Source organism: Flammeovirga sp. OC4, from assembly GCF_000812565.1.
In the GTDB taxonomy this organism is placed as follows: domain Bacteria; phylum Bacteroidota; class Bacteroidia; order Cytophagales; family Flammeovirgaceae; genus Flammeovirga.
On record NZ_JTAM01000008.1, the window covers coordinates 1 to 20,821 of the forward strand.

Consider the following 20,821-nt stretch of genomic DNA (forward strand, 5'->3'; position numbering starts at 1 on the left):
CCAATAAATCAAAAGAAATCTCCTGATTTCTAAATAACATAGGCATATTCAAATCTCAATACAAAATCATCTTAACATAAATTAAATTTGATATTTAAGGATAAACTTTTAAATTTGAATATGCTTAAATCCGTAAAAAATATATTCTTATCATTGATATTGATTTTAGGCACTATTGGAATAGTGGGCAATGCTCACATTTGTAATGGTGTTTTAAAAGCCATCAATATGCAACCCTCCCACGAGTGTTGTGCAATGAGTATGGATATGAAAATGAAATCGGATTGTTGTAAAAACAATAAGCATCATGTAAAAGTAGAGAGTCATTTTGATCAAGTTATTGATATTGTGGAGGTGCCTACCTTCTCTTATCAAGAAATGATAAAGAACCTTTGGGAATCTGCTTATACATTTATTCTACCTACCACAAACCTTGCAAATGAAGTACACCCAATTCCTTCTTTTTGTGAGTCGAAATCCCCTCCAAACCATAGGACCGTTCCTATCAATATTTCCTATCAAGTTATTTTAGTTTAAAGAAGCATTTTTTGTCTTACATAAGTTTTAAGACAAGTGAAATGTATTATTTTTATTATTGAGGCTTTATTGGGCCTTTCTTTAAACTAAATAGATAAAATGATTAATAAAATCGTTCGTTTCTTCCTCTTTAACAGAGTAGTGACGATAGTCGTTTTATTATTGTTTGTATTGTGGGGCTTAATCCATAGCCCATTCAAAACAGCAATTAATAACTATATTCCCTATGATCCAGTAGCAGTAGACGCTATTCCAGACATAGGAGATAATCAGCAGATTGTATTTACCAATTGGCCCGGCCGATCACCTCAAGATATAGAAGATCAGGTGACTTATCCATTGACCACGAGTTTGCTGGGTATACCAGGTGTGAAAAGTATCCGAAGTAACTCTATGTTTGGGTTTTCTTCCATCAATATAATTTTCAAAGACGATGTTGAGTTCTATTTTGGAAGAACTAGAATCTTAGAAAAAATCAATAGCCTTCCACCTAATACACTTCCAGATGGTGTTCAACCCACTTTAGGTCCAGATGCAACCGCTGTTGGACAAGTGTTTTGGTATACTTTAGAGGGAAGGGATGAAGAAGGAAATCCAACAGGAGGTTGGAATTTAGAGGAACTAAGATCCACTCAAGATTTCTTAGTGAAATACGCTTTAATGTCTGCTGATGGAGTGGCAGAAGTTGCATCCGTTGGTGGTTTCGTGAAGGAATATCAAATAGATGTGGATCCCAATGCTTTGAAAGCATATGATGTAACCCTACAGCAAGTGATGAACGCTGTCCAAAATTCAAATTTAGATGTAGGAGCACGTACCATTGAGGTCAACAGTGCAGAATATTTTGTGAGAGGAATTGGTTACATCAAAGACCTAAGCGACCTTGAAGAAAGTGTTGTGAAGGTCAATAATAATATTCCCATTAGAATAAAAGATGTGGCCAAAGTGGTTGAAGGCCCTTCAGATCGAAGAGGTATTTTGGATAAAGAAGGAGCAGAGGCAGTAGGAGGAGTGGTGACAGCCCGTTTTGGAGAAAATCCAATGCTGGTGATTGATCATGTAAAAGATAAAATCAATTCGATCCAATCCGGATTACCTCAGAAAATACTGGAGGATGGAACGCTAAGTAAAGTCACCATTGTCCCTTTTTATGACCGCTCTACTTTGATCAAAGAAACGATTGGTACACTCAATGAGGCTTTAATACAAGAGGTTTTAATCACCGTCATTGTAGTCTTGATCATGGTTTGGAATCTTAGAGCATCCGTTTTGATTTCAAGTTTATTACCTATTTCAGTTTTGATGGTTTTTGTGATAATGAAATATATGGGCATTGTGGCCAATATTGTTTCATTAGGTGGCATTGCCATCGCAATTGGAACCATGGTTGATATAGGTATTGTAATGTCCGAAAACTTGATTAAACATCTTGATCATAGAAAGGGACGAAAGCTGATTCAAGTAATTTATGATGCAACCGAGGAGGTTTCCGGAGCAATTGTTACTGCAGTAGCGACCACCGTAGTTAGTTTTATTCCCGTTTTCACTTTACAAGCATCAGAAGGTAAACTCTTTTCTCCCTTGGCCTATACCAAAACGTTTGCATTATGTGCTTCTGTAGTGGTAGCATTGATCTTTTTACCTTCATTTGCCTATTATTTCTTCAAATCAGATCAAAAGAAAAAAGGGGCTTTCCTCTTTAAAATAATATCTCTGATATTAGGTATTGGCTTACTTTTCATCAAGTTCACTTTAGGGTTGGGTGTAGTACTAGTTACACTTTATTCATTATTTGAAAAACAACTGAAGATATACATCTCAGAATTAAATTATGATCGAATAAAAAGCGGAATTGTAGCTTTCCTTATTACCTACTTATTGGCAATGGATTGGTTACCTCTCGGAGCTCAAGAAAGTGACTTTAAGAATTTTATTTTTGTTGCAGGGTTGATCATTTTGATATTAGGAGGTTTTCAGCTCTTTATTAAAATTTACCCCAAAATCCTTTCAAAATGTTTAGATCATAAAATCACATTTTTATCCATCGTTTTCTTTATTGTCTTTTCAGGAATTTCAGCTTGGCAGGGATTTGCAACTCTATTTTCACCCTTTCAAAGTATTTTTTCTTCAATGAATGTAGATGTGACTTCCTCAAGAGCTTACCAAAACATGAGTAAGGCATTCCCCGGAATAGGTTCCGAATTTATGCCGTCATTGTCAGAAGGAAGTTTTCTATTGATGCCCACAACGATGCCTAATGCAGGGGTTTCAGAGGTAAAGAAAAACCTTCAATTGATGGATATGGCCGTGAAAAGTATTCCTGAAGTTGAATCGGTTGTTGGAAAGGCAGGGAGAACCCAATCACCTTTAGATCCAGCTCCATTATCAATGTATGAGAATATTATCAATTATAAAACGGAGTATAAGGTAGACGAGAAAGGGAACCGACTAAGGTTTAAGATGGATGAAGACGGCAAGTACCTCAAAGATGATAGAGGTAATTTAATTGAAGATTCTAATGGTCAATATTTCAGACAATGGAGAGATGAAATTCAATCTCCTGATGATATTTGGCAAGAGATTGTAAAAGTGACGCAGTTGCCTGGACTAACCTCTGCTCCTAAGTTGCAACCAATTGAAACACGACTTATTATGACTCAAACGGGCATGAGGGCTCCTATGGGGATTAAAGTTTATGGTCCAGATTTAGCCTCAATAGAGGACTTTGGGATTCAATTAGAGCAACTTTTAAAGGAAGTTCCATCTGTTAAAAAAGAAGCTGTTTTTGCTGACCGTATTGTTGGAAAACCTTATTTGGAAATCGAAATTGACCGCCAGAAAATTGCCCGTTATGGCATGAATGTCAAAGATATGCAAATGCTTTTGGAGATGGTGATTGGTGGAATGCCATTGACGTATACCGTAGAAGGCAGAGAGCGTTTTCCTGTCCGTCTTCGCTATGCGAGAGAATACAGAGATAATCCTGATGTGTTGAAAAAGTTCCTAGTCAATGTTCCATTAGGGATTCAAGTTCCTTTGGAAGAATTGGCTGAAATAAAATATACTGCGGGTCCTCAAAGTATCAAAAGTGAAGATACATTCTTAACCGGCTATGTACTACTGGATAAACTTCCTGACTACTCAGAAGTGCAGGTTGTAGAGGAAGCGACGGCTTATATTGAAGCAAAAATTAAAAATGGCGATTTGGTTGTTCCCAAAGGAGTCAGTTATAAATTCTCTGGAAATTATGAAAATCAGCTTAGAGCATCAGAACGGCTTTCTATTGTAATGCCGATCTGTTTGATGCTTATTTTCTTCATCCTTTATCTACAATTCAAATCAGTGAAAACGACGTTGATGGTTTTTTCTGGGATAATAGTAGCTTTCAGTGGAGGCTTTTTAATGTTGTGGATGTACAGCAAACCATCGTTTCTTGATTTCACCCTTTTGGGTACAAATATGAGAGCACTGTTTGATATCGGAACAGTCAATTTAAGTGTTGCAGTTTGGGTGGGTTTTATCGCATTGTTTGGTATTGCAACCGACGATGGAGTGCTTATCGCTACTTACCTTGATCAATCCTTTTCAAAAAATGCACCTCAATCCGTACAAGAAATAAGAAAAGCAGTACTTGAAGGCGGAATGAGAAGAATAAGACCAAGTTTGATGACAACAGCCACTACATTATTGGCATTTATTCCAATTTTGACTTCTACAGGCAGAGGAGCTGATATTATGAAACCCATGGCTATCCCTGGATTTGGAGGAATGACCATTGCTCTATTGACACTCTTTGTGGTACCAACATTATATTGTGCTGTCAAAGAAGGAGCCTTGTCAAAGTCCATTACAAATAGTGAAAATCAGTAAATATAATTTGAAATTGTAAAGAAATGAAACAACTTAAAAAAAGTATAACACTGGTTTTATTGCTATTTACATTGACAGGAAATGCTCAAAACCCATTCTTGGATAATTACATTTCTGTTGCGTTGGAAAATAACTTTGGTATTCAAGCTCAAAACCAAAATATTCAAGCTGTAGCCTCAGAAAAAGAGGTCATTAAAGGTGAAGCCACATCCAACTTAGACGTAATGTACGGTTATGGAGTGTCTCCAATTGAAACGAGAAATGGACCGATTGATCATAAAGTTTCAGCGGGAATAATGTTGCCTTGGTTTGGAACAAGAGCAAAGCAATACGATGTAGTGAATCATAAAGTTGAAAAAGCAGAACAGCAGAAACATCAAACAGAAAATACAGTAAAATATACGGTGAGGGCTTTGTACTTTCAAATGCTTCAGAATCAAAAAGATCTTATTTCAGCTCGATATAACTTTGAGATTTTGAAAAGTTTTGAATCAATTGCCTTAACACAATATGAAAATGCAAAAGGTTCTCTGGTAGATGTGTTAAGAGTACAGATGCAAATAGAAGAAGCGCAAAATAAGATCAATGCTTTGATTGCGGATAGTACATTATTTAATCAACAATTTGGTTTGGTACTTAATCATCCTACGGAAAAAATAGAGTTATCAGATCAATTGATTTTTAATTCAGATTCTTCTTCATTGGGAAATAACCCTTTGTTGTTAGAATTGGAGGCCAATCAAAAAGTAGTGAATGCCGAAATTCAATCTGTAGCAAAAGAAGCATCACCAAAAATCAAAATTGCTTTAGATTATAGTATTATTGGTAACACTCAAATGCAATCTGATAATGCGGGAAATAATGCTGTAATGCCAATGGTTGGTTTGTCTATTCCTGCTTTTAATGCTAAAAAATACAACGGCAGGAAGGAACAGCTAGCACTGAACAACCAATCGATCAAATTGCAGAAACAAGAATTAGAAAATGCACTTCAATCAGAATATTTGAAGGCTCAAAATCAGAGAGAAGATGCACAAAGAGATATCAACTTAATTGATCAGCAAATAGCAAAAGTGGATCAAGCAATAAAAATTCAACGTGAAATCTATACTGTTGGACAAAATACACAAGGGTCTGCCTTTATTGAATTGTTACGCTTGCAAATGAAACGTTTAGAGTATCAATTCAAAATTCATAAAGCTGAACAAAGTAAAAATGATGCGTTGGCCAAAATCGATTTCCTTCAAGGCGTTTAATCATTTCAGTTATCAATAAAAAAGAAATTACAATGGAAAAATATATAAAATCTTATGGCTCATTATTATTCGTTTTTATTATCGGGTTAATGAGTGGTTGGTTGTTTTTTAGTGGTGAAGAAAGTTCACATGAAGTAAAACATCAACATTCGGAAGAAGAGGTGTGGACTTGTTCTATGCATCCACAAATACGACAAAATGAACCAGGGGATTGCCCAATATGTGGTATGGATTTGATACCAGCTTCTACATCAGATGCAGGGCAAGACCTTTCTCACATTTCTTTGTCCAAGTCAGCCGTTGCACTAGCAAATATTCAAACAACGGAGGTAATTCAATCTTCCCCAGAGAAAGAATTGGTTTTACAGGGAAAGTTAGCTGTTGATGAGAGAAGAACCTATTCACAAGCATCACATATTTCCGGTAGAATTGAGAAAAGCTTTGTGAATTATATTGGAGAAAGAGTAAGAAAAGGACAGAAGCTCGCAACAATTTATTCCCCTCAATTAGTAACGGCTCAAAGAGAATATTTTGAAGCCAAAAAAGTAAAAGACACCAATCCTCAATTATTACGAGCAGCCAAAGAGAAATTAAGGTTGTGGAAGTTGACCGAAAAGCAAATCAATGAAATTGATCAATCAGGAAAAGTAATGACGGAGTTTGTCATTAGAGCAGATATATCGGGGGTCATTACAAAATTGAATGTGGTGGAAGGAGATCATGTGATGGAAGGTCAAATTATGTATGATTTAGCAGATCTTTCCCGCCTTTGGGTGAAGTTTGATGCCTATGAAAGTGATTTGGCTTGGATCAAAGAAGGTGATAAGGTTACTTTTTCGGTTTCCTCTTATCCTGGACAGGAGTTTAAAACCACCATCAACTTTATTGATCCGTTTATAAATCCTCAAACACGAGTGGCCTCTATCAGAGGGAACGTTATGAATAATAAAGGAACATTGAAACCCGAAATGTTTGTGACAGGAAATTTAAAAGCCAAATTGCCCACTAAAGAGGACGTAATTGTTGTTCCTAAATCAGCTGTATTATGGACAGGTCCAAGATCCATCATTTATGTGAAAGTTGAGAATCAAGAAGAACCTACTTTTGAAATGAGAGAAGTAACGTTGGGTACCAATTTATCCAATGCTTATATCATTACTAAAGGATTGAAAATGGGAGAACATGTAGTCACTCAAGGTACTTACACGGTAGATGCTGCTGCTCAGCTTAAGGGGAAACCAAGTATGATTGATCCATATAAAGGAGAAATGTCAAGTAAAGAAATGCATTCTGATGGTAAATCAAAATTTGAAGAAGGTGTTTCACCTGTATTTCAGTTTCAACTTCAACAAGCATTCCAAGCCTATATTTTGATGAAAGATGCTCTCGTTGCAAGTGATGATGATAAAGCAAAAGAACTTCTAGGGGATTTCTCAGAAAAATTGGATTTGGTTCAAATGAAAGGATTGAAAGGTGAGGCTCATCATTATTGGATGAAAAAATCAAAAACACTGAAAGAAGATGTGTCCGCTATGCAAAAAGCAGATAACATTGACACTAGAAGACGCTATTTAGTTTCAGTTTCTAAGCTATTGGCAGACGTAATTACACGTTTGGGGTTACCTGCCAATGAGAAAGTCTTCCTCTTATATTGCCCAATGGCAAATCATGATCAAGGTGCATCTTGGCTTTCAACTACAAAAGACGTTCTTAATCCATATTACGGTGATATGATGTTGAAGTGTGGTGAAATGAAAAGAGAAATACAATAAATAATAATCAATTCACTGTATTTCAGTGAACTAAAATGAAAGGTTAAGTTGTAATATACATTACATAAAAAAAAGAGAATGAATATTCACTATTTTATGGTAAAATTATTCTAGCTAGTTTTGTATTAAATGTGTATTACAACTTATTTATACTTTCAACATGCAGACTTTAGATGAATTATCGGACTTCGCTCATCAACAAACATCCGACTCTAAAAAAAACGTAAACCTACCGAAAGAAGCTTTTTTATACCAAAGGCAGGGGCCATGGCCACAACCGTCTCCTAGAAATCCAAAAGGTGAAGCTCCCGCAGTACTAAGGCTTCCTAGGAAAGAAAAAGAGGAATGGAAGAAAAAAATAGGTCGTAGATATGTAAAAAACATGTGGACCTATTGGCCGAAAGCACTTCACTATGCTTATAAACACAAAGGACTTCATAAAATCAGCGATGAAGATTTCAATCACTATTTAGGTGAAGGTGTATTTAGTAAGTTTTTAATCAAAGGGCTAAGTGATCAAAAAAGAGCTATTTTTAATGACTTTCTTCCAGTAGATCATAATGAGAGGGAATACTACATTATTGACTTTTCATTGATGTCTTTTACAAAACCTTTCGAAGGAATTTATGCTACAGGTACGATTGTAGTATTTGAAAAGGTAAACAATGCTCTTGAGGCAAAACTAATTTATGTTGATCAATTTGAAGGGGATAAGAAAATAGTCCAACCTACTGATGCGGATCTTTGGTCAATCGCAAAGGTATATGCTATGCAAGGAGCGGCTTACAAATTGATTTTGTCAGAACATGCACTACTTCATTTTCCATTTGATTGTATTAATGCGATTAGTAAATCTTCTCTTCCAATTAATACTATTCTATTGCAACTACTTTTACCGCATTTCGAACATACATTGGTGCTGAATAAAGTAGTACTAAACTCTACCGCTTCTCCGGTTGAAAATGATCAAAAGTTTCCTTATTCTGGTTTCCTTGGTGATGGAGATGGTCAAAGGTCACTAGTGGCTTGCGCTTATAGTGGTATTGAAGGAAATGACAGTTATAATGGGTATCACTATTCTAAAGAAATTGAAAAGTTTGATTCACCTTATTACACCTTCCTTCTTGAGTACTATAATGTCATAAAGAAATTTGTGACTGAAGTCGTCAATGTCATTAGTGATGAAGAATTATTGATTATCAAGGAATGGGCAGGGCATATCAATCAGTGGTTACCTACATTTACGTCATCAGATGAAATTCTTTTGAAGGACAACTTAATTCAGGAAATCACGATGATCATATGGGATGTATCGGTTGCTCACTCAGCCGATCACCATAGTTTTGCTCAAGTTCCAAGTTATTTGGTTCCTTTAAGGGTAAGAGTAAATCCCAAAGAGGTTCATAATAATGAAATTGATTGGGAAAATGGAATGACCATCAAAGATATGTTTAGATATAGAATGGAAAGAGAGATGTTCTTTAAACCTACCAATGTTTCTACTTTATACAATACGAAATATAATTTTGAGAAGACCAACTATTCTGAATCAACCAAAAAATACTTGAAAGATTTGAATGATATTTTCATAAGAGAATTAAGTGAGGTTGAGACGAGGCTAAAACATAAAAATGTTCCTGTTTTTATTCCATTAAAAGAAATAGCAAGGTCAATTCAATACTAACGATCATCAAAGAGTCAGTAGCTTTCAAAAGGTGCTGACTTTTTTAATAAGAAAGATCTTACACATTTTTACAAAAATTCTGTACAAACAAAAACCATAACCCACCTTATATTTGTAGTATACTAATCGCAATAAGCAGATGAGAGAATTAACGTTAGATACTACATTGGGGTGTAAGGCTTGTGAAGCCAAAGTACAACCTCTTCTAGATAAAGACCCAAGAGTGATTGATTGGGAAGTAATAGATGGAAATATCCTTAGGGTTGTCACGGAAGGAGCATGCCAAAAGTGCATCAATAAAATAATTGGAGAAGCAGGTTATGAGGTAAAAGAACAGCTTTCTGCTAAAGATGTTGATGCTAGTCAATTTGCTTTTAAAATCACACATGAGATCCCAAAAATTGAATATGAGGTACCTCAATTTTCTTCTGAAGATGCAGGTAAATATTATTGTCCCATGATGTGTGAGGGTGAAGATAAACTTTTTGATGATCCAGGAGATTGTTCAGTTTGTGGAATGCCTTTAGAAAAAATACCTGAAGCAAAACCAGCGGTTCAATATGCTTGCCCGAACCATCCTGATGAATTACATGATGCACCCGGTGAATGTCCTATTTGTACAACTACTTTAGAACCTGTTATTCCTGAAATTGAGGAAGAGAAAAATGAGGCTTATGAAGATATGAAGCAGAGGTTTCGATTAAGCCTTTTGTTGACGATTCCAGTAGTGAGCATTGCAATGCTTGGCCATCTATTTCCACCCATACATCATGCTATGTTGAACCTTATGTCACAAACAGCTTGGAATTGGGTGCAATTTCTACTCACCATACCTATGGTGTTCTATACCGGCAACATTATTCTTAAAAGAGCTTGGTCTTCTATCGTGACCCGAAACCTTAATATGTGGACTTTAATTGGTATAGGAACAATGGTCGCCTTTGGTTTTAGTGTGATAGCCCTCTTATTCCCGAATGCCTTCCCTGATCAATTTAAAGAGAACGGAGCGGTACATGTTTACTTTGAAGCTACATGTAGCATTTTGTTGCTTTTGATGATTGGTCAACTTATGGAACTTAGAGCACATGCTCAAACCAATTCAGCACTAAAAGCACTACTGCAATGGGCACCTTCCACATCTACTATTATTAGAAATAATAAAGAGTTTAAAGTGGCCATTGAACATATTGAAAAAGGAGATCTCGTAAAAATAAAGCCAGGGGAGAAAATTCCTGTTGATGGTAGTATTACAGAAGGAAATGGCATAGTGGATCAATCTATGATTACTGGAGAGCCAATTCCTGTTGACGTTACCATAAATGATAAGGTGACAAGTGGGTCAATTAATATGAATGGTTCATTTTTAATGAAAGCAGAGAAAGTAGGAGGAGAGACACTTCTTTCAAAAGTCATTAATATGGTCAATGACGCAAGTAGATCTAGAGCTCCTATTCAGAAAATTGCAGATCAAATTTCCACCTATTTTGTTCCGATTGTTGTCAGTGTTTCTATTCTTACTTTCTTCATTTGGTTTTTCTTGTACAATGGAGAAAATGCAGCCACTTATGCTTTAGTTAATGCAGTTGCCGTTTTACTCATTGCTTGCCCATGTGCTCTTGGGCTGGCTACTCCAATGTCTATTATGGTAGGAACCGGAAAGGGTGCACAATATGGTATTCTCATTAAAGATGCCGAGGCATTACAAAATTTCAGCAAAGTTGATGTTTTGATGATTGACAAAACCGGTACACTAACAGAAGGAAAGCCGAATGTAAAGGAAGTACTTTGTTTTAATGGAACATCTTCATCGGACATCCTTACTTATGCTGCAAGTATTGATCAAAATAGCAATCATCCTTTGGCTAAAGCAATTGTAGAAAAAGTGAAGCAAGAAAACATGGATATTCTTGCTGTAAAAGCGTATCAATATTTGATCGGAAAAGGAGGGAAAGCATTAATAGGAAACGATGAAATTGCTGTAGGTAATCAAAAACTTGTTGACCTTGAAAATTTAGACCTTAAGGAATTTCAAAAAGTAAATAAACACTTAGAAGAGGGAGCAACGATCGTTTATGTTTCAAAAAATAAAATGTTGCTTGGAGGTATTGTCATAACAGATCCAATTAAGAAAGATGCTCAGCAGCAAGTAAAGGCATTACAAAAAGAGGGGATAGAAGTGGTCATGCTTACTGGAGATAATGAAGCGACCGCTAAATATGTGGCAGACCAAGTAGGGATAACTTCTTATAATGCGAATTGCCTTCCTGAAGATAAATTAAACTTCATCAAAGAATATCAAAGTAAAGGTTTTCATGTGGCAATGGCAGGGGATGGAATAAATGATGCACCGGCCCTCACCCAAGCAAATATTGGAATAGCAATGGGAGATGGCACCGACATTGCCATTCAGAGTGCTGAAATTACTTTATTGAAAGGTAACCTTTCAAATCTAACCAAAGCTAGAAAGTTAAGTGAGGAAGTAATGTTGAATATAAAACAGAATCTAATTTTTGCATTCTTCTATAATGTGTTAGGTGTGCCAATAGCGGCAGGGGTATTATTTCCATTTTTTGGAATTCTATTAAGCCCAATGCTTGCTACTTTAGCCATGAGTTTTAGTTCGGTCTCTGTAATCTCTAATGCACTTCGTTTGAAAAGAGTAAAGCTTTAGGATTATAGTCAACCAAAAATAGAGCCTCTACTTCACACTGAAGTAGAGGCTCTATTTTTTTATAGGGAGTTTCTTTTTTGATTTTAAATTCTTGGTAAGAAATAAAAGGCGTTATAAAATATTTAATAAAATCTATTGGTCGTGATCTGAATGTTGTACATAGGTAATAACATGGTGTACTACTGATTTTTTTAGATTTATCATATTTTTTTTGAATTGTTTTTATTGTGGTTATAAACCTTCATAACAATATGAAAAAGCTTGTTTTTTAGTGTTTTTGATTGTTTTTATTGTTGTTATTTTAATGTTTTTATTGTGTCTGTTTTTTCGGTTTTTTTGATGAAAAATCAAGAAAAATGAATCAAAAAATAACCAAAGCTAGTATACTTGAAATGTGAAACAGATAAAGATATTATATCAATAATTGATTTGCTGTACTATTAATGAGAGGAAGATTAAATACTAAAAACAAAACCAGTTAAAGTTATTAAGCTTAGCTAAAACTAAAACCTTAAATCATTATCACTTAATAGATCTACTACTAACATAGAAACTATCATTTTATCTATTTCTAATTTATTGAAGAGTGGGTAACTACTCTTCATAAATTAGAGGATGATAAGCCAATTAAAAATAAGATAAGATGGAGTATAAACATAAATTTACACTGGACTAAACAAATACTTTATAGAAAAGGAGCGTTAAAACTCCTTTTCACCACGATATAGAGCAGGAAACCTTTAACAACCTAGCTGAAAACAAAACCAATGAGATTTTAATTACTAAAACCTATAAATAATCATAGGTAACTAACCGAAGTGTAAGTTGTTTCGGTTAGCTACTTTCCTGATTGAACCTAATTGTTCCTAATCTCAAAAGAGAGTTTATCATGATTTGATTAGGATTTAAATTACATTAACTCATATACCCTAGGTAATTCATTACCTAGGGTATTCTTTTTGTTAGAATTTATTAAATATTAAGTCATTGTAATACAGTTATTTTAATAATATCTTAAATTTATCATAATTACTACTGCGAAGACTAAATAAATATTTTTATTAATTACTAGACGATGTTTAGATTACTACTTATAACAATTACATTTTTTCATTTATCTATCTTATCAACTTATTCTCAAAACATTTCAGGGGAAGTTATAGATAGTGACTCGAAAGAATCTTTACCGTTTGTGAATGTTTCTTGTAAACAAGCGGATGCAACTATTGCCATCGTGAGCACTGATTTTGATGGTAAATTTACTTTAAATGTAAAGGAAAAGGGCGACTATGAAATTCAATTTCATTACACTGGCTACCAATTAAATAGCCGAGTGATTAGTGTAAATGATGATTTAGATATCTCATTGGGCCAAATTCAACTCAAATCAACGATCACTGAATTGGAAGGTGTAACTGTTACAGCCGAAAAAGAATCTGTCAATATGACGGCAGATGGAATGAGTTTTAATGTTGAAGAAGGAGGAGGAGCCAATATGGAAGATATTGTCTCGGGTATGCCTTCTATTACAATGGACGAAAATGGAGAAGTGACCTCTAATGGGGAACAGGTGGTGATTCTAGTAAATGGAGAAGAATCTAGCTTAGAAAACCCTTTGGAAGATATTCCTATGCAGCTAATTGAAAGAGTTGAACTTCTGAACAACCCTCCAGCTGAATATACTTCAGCAACTACAGCCATTAATATTGTTTTGAAGGAGAATGTGAAACTTGGTAATAATGCCAGAATTTATGTGGAAGGTGGTTTGCCTACACAAGCAAAAGCCGGTTTTAATATTTCAAGATCAGGAGACAAATGGTCTACTACTTTAAATGCTCGCTACATTCAAAATGAACTTCCTTACAAAAACTCTTCAGAGCGTTTAAATTACGGTTCAAATACTCGTGAAAATGAAAGTGAGTATACACAAGGTTTGAAAATGTTCAATGCCAATTGGTCATCCTCTTACGCATTGTCAGTAAACGATAAACTTCGATTTAATTTAAGTTATTCTCATAGAGAAAACACTACGGAAAGTGACGAAGAGGAACTTGTTCAAAATATAGACCCTGATAATATTAATCCTAGAATTAATTATCGTACAGCTTCAAATAGTAGGTTAACCAAAAGGCTACAAGCACAGTTGAATTACGATAAACACTTTATGACGGAAGGCCGAAAGTTTTTAACTACTTTACGCTTTTCTGTTGACGATTATGACCAATTAAACGCCAACCAAACTAATACTCTATACCTAGATTCAGACGAACTACGTTATAATGATGAAAGGTTAACTGAAAGGGATCGACCAAGTAAAAACTTTTTTGCAAACGTAAAGTATGTTCATCCATTTAATCCAAGTAGTATTTTAACGACTGGTTTTAGAAATCAGACAAAAGTACAAACCAACACCGAACGTTTTTATAACAGAGATGAAGACGGAGAGGAAACTAATAGAGGTTTAGGTTATCAAAATACAGATTATCTGAACCAAAAGTTTACCGCATATTTTCAGTATAAGTATAAGTTTGTAAACGACCTGACTTTAAATGTTGGAGGTATTGCTGAAAATTCAATCATTAATTCTGATATAGAAAACCTTGAAGATAAATTCAGCACTCAGAATAATTTTTGGGTTTTCAATCCGAACGCAAGTTTGAATAAAAAGTTTAATGAAAATTGGATGGGTCGAATTGCTTATTCTTTCAGAATGAACACACCTCCTGAGTGGATGTTGAATCCTACTATTAACGATAGTAATCCATTATTCATTAGTTCGGGTAATCCCAATTTAACACTTCAAAAGAAACAAAAATTAGTGCTTGATGTAACAAATCATCAAGACAATTTCTCAACAAGAGGTGGGGTGTTCTTCAGAAGTACAATTGACGGAGTAGAAAGAGTTTTCGAAAATAAAGGAGATACAATTTATTCAACTTTTGCCAATATTGTAGATAAGTATACGGTAGGTACAAATATCTACCTTCAATATCAGTTAAGTAAAAAGCACCGTATCATTATTTCAGGTGACCTTTACCATGATATGTATAATACTAGAACAGGAGATTTTCCATTGACACAGACCATGTTCAATGGTAAGATGACTTATAAAGCCAATCTTTTAAACGGCTTTAGAGTTAGATTAACGGGTTACTATTTGTCACAAACTATACGTTACAATGGTACAATGACTCCTGCTTCTGGAGTCGATGCTTCGGTATCAAAAAGTATATATGAAGGAAAAGGTAGGGTTTGGCTAACTGCTGTTGATATTTTCTCTACCAGAAAAATATATAGAAGTAATATTTCACGTACATTTGAATCATCAAATGTTGTAGATTTGCCTACAACAGTTAAGTTAGGATTCTCATGGTCGTTTTTCTCTGTATGATAAATAAGAAACTATTTACATTTGCTTTATTAATTACGGCATTTCTTTTATCGAAAAATGAAATTTATGGACAGAATCATAAGGATGTTATTCATCTTTATGATTCTGCGTATAGTAAGGTTTTAGATTTAGGTCAAATCCCTTTTTGGGTGGATCTCACTCAGGAATTATCATATGAAGAAATTCTAGAGTTGTCACCATCTTTCAAAACTTCTCCCACTCACAGTAAAGATAAATTCAATGTAGAAGGTAATTACTGGCTACAATTGAACATCAGTATTGACTCTTTTAGTTCTTATGAATGGCTAATAGAATTTTATGATCAAACCATCGATGATATGATTGTCTATTTGCCTACCGTTGAAGGTGGAGTTGAAAAGATTTTTATGGGTGATAATTACGACTTTGATAAAAGGGATATCAAACATACGAATTATATTATTCCTCTAGCTGATAACATCGATTATACACAACCACTTTATGTTCGAGTTCAATCAGCTCACAAAGTCGATTTATTAGTAAACCTTACCAATGGTGACGAATTTATAAAAGAATCCACACTTAAATATTTGTTTTTTGGCTTGTACTATGGTGCTTTTGCACTCATGATTCTCTATAGTTTAATGCTTTTTGCAAATATTAGAGAGAAGAAATATTTATTTTACGTTATTCACTTGGTGTTTATCATGCTTTACTCAGCCTCACGAGATGGCATGGGATTTCAGTTTGTATGGCCTGATGCACCTTGGGTCAATTCCTTTTCAACCCTTCTGTTTATTTTTGGAATGACGATGTCATTGGTCTTTTTCATCAAGGAAATAATCTCTGATGAAAGTGATAATCCGCTTTATTCCAAAGCAATGAACATTTTGATGTCAGCTTTAACTGTCATCTTCTTTTTAATTCTTCTATTCTTTAGTACACAAGAGGGAGGGTTGTTATTAATTACTACAATTTTAACGCTACTTTATTTTGTGGTCAAAGCCTACAGGGAATACAAAAAAATATCACCTTATTTTATCTTTGGGTTGATCATATTTTTCTTTGGTTTCTTTATTTGGCTTTTAAAATGGTATGCTATTGTCCCTTTCAATACTTACACTTTATACAGCCTTAGAATTTCAATTTTACTAGAAATGCTATTGTTCTCTTATGGACTGTATGATAGTTTGAGGCTTTTAAAAGAAAGAGAAAGGATCGCTCAAAAAGAGATCATTCAGCATCAATCTGAAAAAGAAGAAATGCAGAACAAAGTCATTGAGGAGCAAAAGAAAACAATGATTTTGAGTGAGAAAGTAAATAATGAATTAGAAGAGAAAGTACAAGAAAGAACAGCCTCTTTGCAGAAAAGAGAATCTGAACTTAGTGCTCTGAACAAAGAATTACAGGATAAGACCGAAAAGCTTGACAAACTTAATCGCGTTCTTGACGTGAATAATTACAACCTGAAAGGGGAGATCAAACAAGAAAGGGAAAGAAGATTTACAAACAAAAGGTTAAGTCATAAAGAATTTGAGGAACTTTTCCCTGATCAATTATCATGTTTGAGGTATCTTGAAAAACAAAAATGGAAAGATGGTTTTACCTGTAAGCAATGTGGAAATCATACTTATTCTGACGGAACTAAACAGTTCTCAAAACGATGTACAAAGTGTGGTTATAATGAATCTGTAACAAGCAATACAATCTTCCATAGCTTGAAGTTCGATTTAACCAAAGCGTTCTATTTGTCTTATATTATTTCCAATTTTGATGAAGAATTTAGTATTCAACAATTATCAGATGAAATTGGAATGTCTAGAAACACAGTATCCAAGTTTAGGTTGAAAACGTTGAAGGCCAAAAACAAAGAATCAAAATTGCTATTGCCTACTTTCTTACCTACAGATTAATGTATTGTAAACTAAGTTTTCAAATATTTATCGAGAGATTTCTGCTGATCTGAAGGATACGAATGAAGAAAAAGGAAACTTGAAAGTAGGCCCAATAAAATCTAGTAGAAACTATTGATTGAAAGTTAATCGTAATTTAGATTACAGTGTCTTGGTTATTCATTAAGGAAAAAGTCATATCGAACTGTTTGGATTTCATCCCATAAAGCAGTTCTTGTAAGATTGGAAGCTCCATAATTGGGGGTCAGTTCAAGTAGTCCATTGACCATAAAATTGAAAGTGTAATGTTTTCCTTTTTCAAAGGTATTCTTCTTAAATGCGATTCTGTAATGTCGATGACCAACTTCTTCCATTAATATTTTATGACTATTTTCCTTTTCGAGAAAACTAGCATACAAATACATATTTCTGATATTGAACTGTCTTGCTTCAGATCTTTGATAATAGGTCATGAGGTCGTTGTCATTTAACTTCCATTCAAAAACAACATCATCTTTTTGAATGCTATAACCCATTACCTGATGATTGTAATTAGTTTGATAAGTGAAATTATAATGACGCATTCCCATAAAATGCCCTAATTTATTTCTTGCTTCAAAAGGAGGGTTTACCCAGTTATGATCATTGACGATGAACTTAAATTCTCCCCAATTATTAATATTTTCATCAATAGGCAAAGTAAAATAGAACAATTCGCCTTTTTTCTCCATCGTGAAATATTTACTCCAAGAATTAAAACTTCCTGCCACTTGTACTTTACCGATCAAGTCCGGATCATAAGCCGATTGTACACCATAGTTATTATTACTCAATGAATATTCTTCCGGATTAAAAATAAATGTAATACTGTCATCCGTTGCTACATATCCCATTTGCTCTTTGGGCTCAATGATATACATGAGCCAAATGATATACATTCGTCTTAAATCTTTATCAACAAATACGGGTACATGCGTATTCAGAGAATTATAATGGTTGGGGGTAATGAGGAACTTTTTATTAACTATGAAATTGAAATCACCACTGGCAGGTGAAATTTTCTTTTTGGGTAGGATTAGCTCCCAATGATCTGATTTCTTTTCCATTAAGTAGGAAGAATCAATTTTGTAATCATTAAATGAGCCAATTAAGTGAAGTTCATTAATAACTATATCTTCTTTCTTGATAAGGTATTTTTCCCAGTTATTAAAGTTTGGTGTATAAGGAGAAGTGTAAAAATCCGTTTCTGAAATGTCTAGATAATTAATAATATCTGAGTCTTTAATATTGAATACAATATTATCATTCTCTTCATAATACCCAATCAATTCTTTATCATTCTTGGTGATAAGATAACCAATAGGAGTATGTGTACACCCAAAAAGGAATAAAAATAAGATAATATGGAGTAGAGTGTTTTTCATTTAGAATTTTTGAGGATAAACTTTCCTTGCGTTAAAGTATCGAAGATGTCGTTTTTATTATTTCTACTAATGCTGATCAAGGTGTCAGCAATCACAACACTATTTCCTTCAATGGCCTCTACAAAATGAATATTGATGATAAAGGATTTTTGAACTTTTAAAAAGTAAGAAGGAAGGTTTTCTTGAACCTCTTTTAATGTAAGTAGAGTGAGGAAGTTACCTTTGGTAGTGACGATATTGATATAGTTGTTCTGCGATTCGATATACTTAATATCTTTGCACCAGATTTTTTTGATTTGAAGGTCTACTTTTACAAAAATAAAATCATCAAATTCTTCCTCTTTTTGCGATGTATTAAAAGCTTCTTTTGCTTTGAGGCAACTTTTATAAAAACGATCAAAGGATATCGGTTTTAACAGGTAATCGAGTGTGTTGACTTCATAGCTTTGAATCGCAAATTCAGAATAAGCAGTTGTAAAGATAACCATTGGTGGGTTTTTCATGGATCTTACCCAATCAATGCCAGAAAGGTAGGGCATATTGATATCACAGAAACACAAATCAATAGGGTGTTCGTCTAATACTTGTTGAGCTTCCATTGCACTCTCACAAATGGCTACAGTTTCTAAAAACGGAACCTGAGATACATAATGAGCCATTCCATCGCGTGCTAGTTCTTCATCATCTACAATGAGACACCGGATCTTAGAATTCGATTTTTGCATAATATACGTTGTTGATTAAAGAGGTAGAGAATTTATAATTATTTCCATAAATAAGAGAAAGTCGCTTTTTTATATTAGAAAGACCAATACCACTGTATTTTTTGTCTTCTTCTAATTCAATATGACTATTGTCTGTAGAATTGACAATTTCAAAACTAACAAGGTTGCTTCTCTGTCTTAAAAAAATAGAAATATAGTTCTCTTTATCGTCTTTTTGGGACACATATTTCATTGCATTCTCCACTAATGGCAAAAATAATAATGGTGGAATTTGAAATACAGTATCTTCACAATCAAATTCAGTTGTAATTTTTACTTTCTTTCCTTTTCTATAACCTTGTACTTTACAAAGATGAGTGAGGTAATCAATTTCCTTTTGAATAGGAACAAAATCATGATCACATTCATACAATTGATAACGTAACATGTCGCTTAATTTTAACAATAACTCCTGAGCACCTTTTGGATCTTTTATTATCAACCAAAAAATTGTGTTGATTGTATTGAATAAAAAATGCGGACTGATTTGTGCCTTCAGAAAACTTAATTCAGCTTTGGTCTTCTCAAGTTTTAGACTTTGTTGTTCATTGTACTGTTTGAGGTATTCAAATACAATTTCAATACAAATGCCTATAAAATAAGGAATGAGTGCAGCTTGTAAGTTGTAGATATTATAAAAAGGGCCTCTGAAATCTTCTAAAAAATAGCTCCAACGATAAACCCAAGACACTTCACTGTAAAGGAACAGTATTAATAGAAAGCCTGAAAAAAGAATAATAAATGCCAGAATACTACTTTTCTTGATCAATACATATTTAGAAATCCTAGCAAAAAAAATGGCTCCAAAACATTTTAAAAATGTTGTCGCTAAAGCAAGCACTAACAAATAATTTAGCCCTAACCATTGATGATCTGATTCTGCTCTGTAATCCGTGAAGAATTCAATAACGAAAAAGACTAAATAATAAAATGCAATCGTAAAAAAATAAAAACTTCTTAAAGGCATCTGTCAAAAATTAAGAAAGAGTGTTTCAAAACCAGATTGAGATTTTAAAACACTCTTAGATTCAGAAAAGTCTTTTCTCTAAGAACAAAAGTTATTCTAAATGAATAAAGTTACGGGGTGTCTTTTGTTCGAAATAGGTTTTTCAATTTAGAAATTACAATTACTATATTCAACAGTTTTAGTGTAATATTCTTTTTTCAAATCATCTGATGTCAAATAAAATGAAGTTGAACCTATTAATTCTTCATCATCAATAGTTTTGAAAGTCACTGCATAGCTTCCTCCTACAAAATTGTTATCTAATGAAAATGTTAAAACACCATCTCTTGCTTGAATATTTTGTTTGAATTCAAAACCTGTAGAAGAAATAAGCTCTACATTTGCAATGATGCTATTGTTGCAAACATCACCGTTGGGTACTAATTCAATCGTCAAGAATGCATTTTGAGGAGAACTATCAACCCTTGGCAAACGGTTAGAATTAGAAACTTCAGGGAATATTTCATCTGTAGCTGAAGTACAAGAAAACAATGAAGTAAGTAAAAGAGATGCTAAAATTAATTTGACACTTAAGTTCATAATAGTTGAGGTTTTGATTAATGATATATCAAATG

At 33.9% G+C, this 20,821-nt stretch carries 12 protein-coding genes; 8 read left to right on the forward strand and 4 right to left on the reverse strand.

The window, feature by feature from the left end:
- The first annotated feature begins 120 nt into the window (after window positions 1-120).
- The 8 genes from PL77_RS08055 to PL77_RS08090 all read left to right on the forward strand — a co-directional run bounded on the left by PL77_RS08055 (window position 121) and on the right by PL77_RS08090 (window position 17,073).
- On the forward strand, window positions 121-537 hold the full coding sequence (locus tag PL77_RS08055; RefSeq protein ID WP_044203635.1) for a hypothetical protein: 417 nt from the start codon (window positions 121-123) through the stop codon (window positions 535-537).
- A gap of 99 nt (window positions 538-636) precedes the next feature.
- Window positions 637-4,407 carry an efflux RND transporter permease subunit gene (locus PL77_RS08060; protein ID WP_044203636.1) on the forward strand — a complete coding sequence of 1,257 codons (3,771 nt, stop codon included), beginning with the start codon at window positions 637-639 and terminating at the stop codon, window positions 4,405-4,407.
- Window positions 4,408-4,430: 23 nt separating this feature from the next.
- Window positions 4,431-5,663, forward strand: a complete 1,233-nt coding sequence (locus PL77_RS08065) for a TolC family protein (RefSeq protein WP_044203639.1) — start codon at window positions 4,431-4,433, stop codon at window positions 5,661-5,663.
- Between the two features lie 32 nt (window positions 5,664-5,695).
- Window positions 5,696-7,435 carry an efflux RND transporter periplasmic adaptor subunit gene (locus PL77_RS08070; RefSeq protein WP_044203641.1) on the forward strand — a complete coding sequence of 580 codons (1,740 nt, stop codon included), beginning with the start codon at window positions 5,696-5,698 and terminating at the stop codon, window positions 7,433-7,435.
- Between the two features lie 160 nt (window positions 7,436-7,595).
- The gene (locus PL77_RS08075; RefSeq protein WP_044203643.1) at window positions 7,596-9,119 is read left to right on the forward strand and encodes a hypothetical protein; all 1,524 of its coding nucleotides are present in this window, start codon (window positions 7,596-7,598) and stop codon (window positions 9,117-9,119) included.
- Between the two features lie 139 nt (window positions 9,120-9,258).
- Window positions 9,259-11,790 (forward strand): copper-translocating P-type ATPase, encoded by a 2,532-nt coding sequence (locus PL77_RS08080; RefSeq protein WP_052444259.1) that lies wholly within the window; start codon window positions 9,259-9,261, stop codon window positions 11,788-11,790.
- Window positions 11,791-12,865: 1,075 nt separating this feature from the next.
- Complete coding sequence (locus PL77_RS08085; protein ID WP_044203645.1) at window positions 12,866-15,181, forward strand: outer membrane beta-barrel family protein; 2,316 nt, start codon at window positions 12,866-12,868, stop codon at window positions 15,179-15,181.
- Window positions 15,178-17,073 (forward strand): 7TM diverse intracellular signaling domain-containing protein, encoded by a 1,896-nt coding sequence (locus tag PL77_RS08090; protein WP_044203648.1) that lies wholly within the window; start codon window positions 15,178-15,180, stop codon window positions 17,071-17,073. The genes PL77_RS08085 and PL77_RS08090 overlap by 4 nt, the downstream gene beginning before the upstream one ends.
- Before the next feature lie 155 nt (window positions 17,074-17,228).
- Here the strand turns inward: PL77_RS08090 and PL77_RS08095 are convergent, their stop codons facing one another.
- The 4 genes from PL77_RS08095 to PL77_RS08110 all read right to left on the reverse strand — a co-directional run bounded on the left by PL77_RS08095 (window position 17,229) and on the right by PL77_RS08110 (window position 20,786).
- Complete coding sequence (locus PL77_RS08095; protein ID WP_044203650.1) at window positions 17,229-18,476, reverse strand: hypothetical protein; 1,248 nt, start codon at window positions 18,474-18,476, stop codon at window positions 17,229-17,231.
- Window positions 18,473-19,201: a LytTR family DNA-binding domain-containing protein gene (locus tag PL77_RS08100; protein ID WP_044203653.1), complete on the reverse strand. Its 729-nt coding sequence runs from the start codon at window positions 19,199-19,201 to the stop codon at window positions 18,473-18,475. Before PL77_RS08100 ends, PL77_RS08095 begins: the two co-directional genes overlap by 4 nt.
- A complete protein-coding gene (locus PL77_RS30340; RefSeq protein WP_052444260.1) occupies window positions 19,182-20,207 on the reverse strand; it encodes a sensor histidine kinase in 1,026 nt (341 codons plus the stop codon). The genes PL77_RS08100 and PL77_RS30340 overlap by 20 nt, the downstream gene beginning before the upstream one ends.
- A gap of 147 nt (window positions 20,208-20,354) precedes the next feature.
- A complete protein-coding gene (locus tag PL77_RS08110) occupies window positions 20,355-20,786 on the reverse strand; it encodes a hypothetical protein (RefSeq protein ID WP_044203655.1) in 432 nt (143 codons plus the stop codon).
- Between the last annotated feature and the right edge of the window lie 35 nt (window positions 20,787-20,821).

Coding starts and splice junctions, on each gene's coding strand:
- PL77_RS08055 (WP_044203635.1), top strand. CDS start 121: ATGCTTAAATCCGTAAAAAATATATTCTTATCATTGATATTGATTTTA.
- PL77_RS08060 (WP_044203636.1), top strand. CDS start 637: ATGATTAATAAAATCGTTCGTTTCTTCCTCTTTAACAGAGTAGTGACG.
- PL77_RS08065 (WP_044203639.1), top strand. CDS start 4,431: ATGAAACAACTTAAAAAAAGTATAACACTGGTTTTATTGCTATTTACA.
- PL77_RS08070 (WP_044203641.1), top strand. CDS start 5,696: ATGGAAAAATATATAAAATCTTATGGCTCATTATTATTCGTTTTTATT.
- PL77_RS08075 (WP_044203643.1), top strand. CDS start 7,596: ATGCAGACTTTAGATGAATTATCGGACTTCGCTCATCAACAAACATCC.
- PL77_RS08080 (WP_052444259.1), top strand. CDS start 9,259: ATGAGAGAATTAACGTTAGATACTACATTGGGGTGTAAGGCTTGTGAA.
- PL77_RS08085 (WP_044203645.1), top strand. CDS start 12,866: ATGTTTAGATTACTACTTATAACAATTACATTTTTTCATTTATCTATC.
- PL77_RS08090 (WP_044203648.1), top strand. CDS start 15,178: ATGATAAATAAGAAACTATTTACATTTGCTTTATTAATTACGGCATTT.
- PL77_RS08095 (WP_044203650.1), bottom strand. CDS start 18,476: ATGAAAAACACTCTACTCCATATTATCTTATTTTTATTCCTTTTTGGG.
- PL77_RS08100 (WP_044203653.1), bottom strand. CDS start 19,201: ATGCAAAAATCGAATTCTAAGATCCGGTGTCTCATTGTAGATGATGAA.
- PL77_RS30340 (WP_052444260.1), bottom strand. CDS start 20,207: ATGCCTTTAAGAAGTTTTTATTTTTTTACGATTGCATTTTATTATTTA.
- PL77_RS08110 (WP_044203655.1), bottom strand. CDS start 20,786: ATGAACTTAAGTGTCAAATTAATTTTAGCATCTCTTTTACTTACTTCA.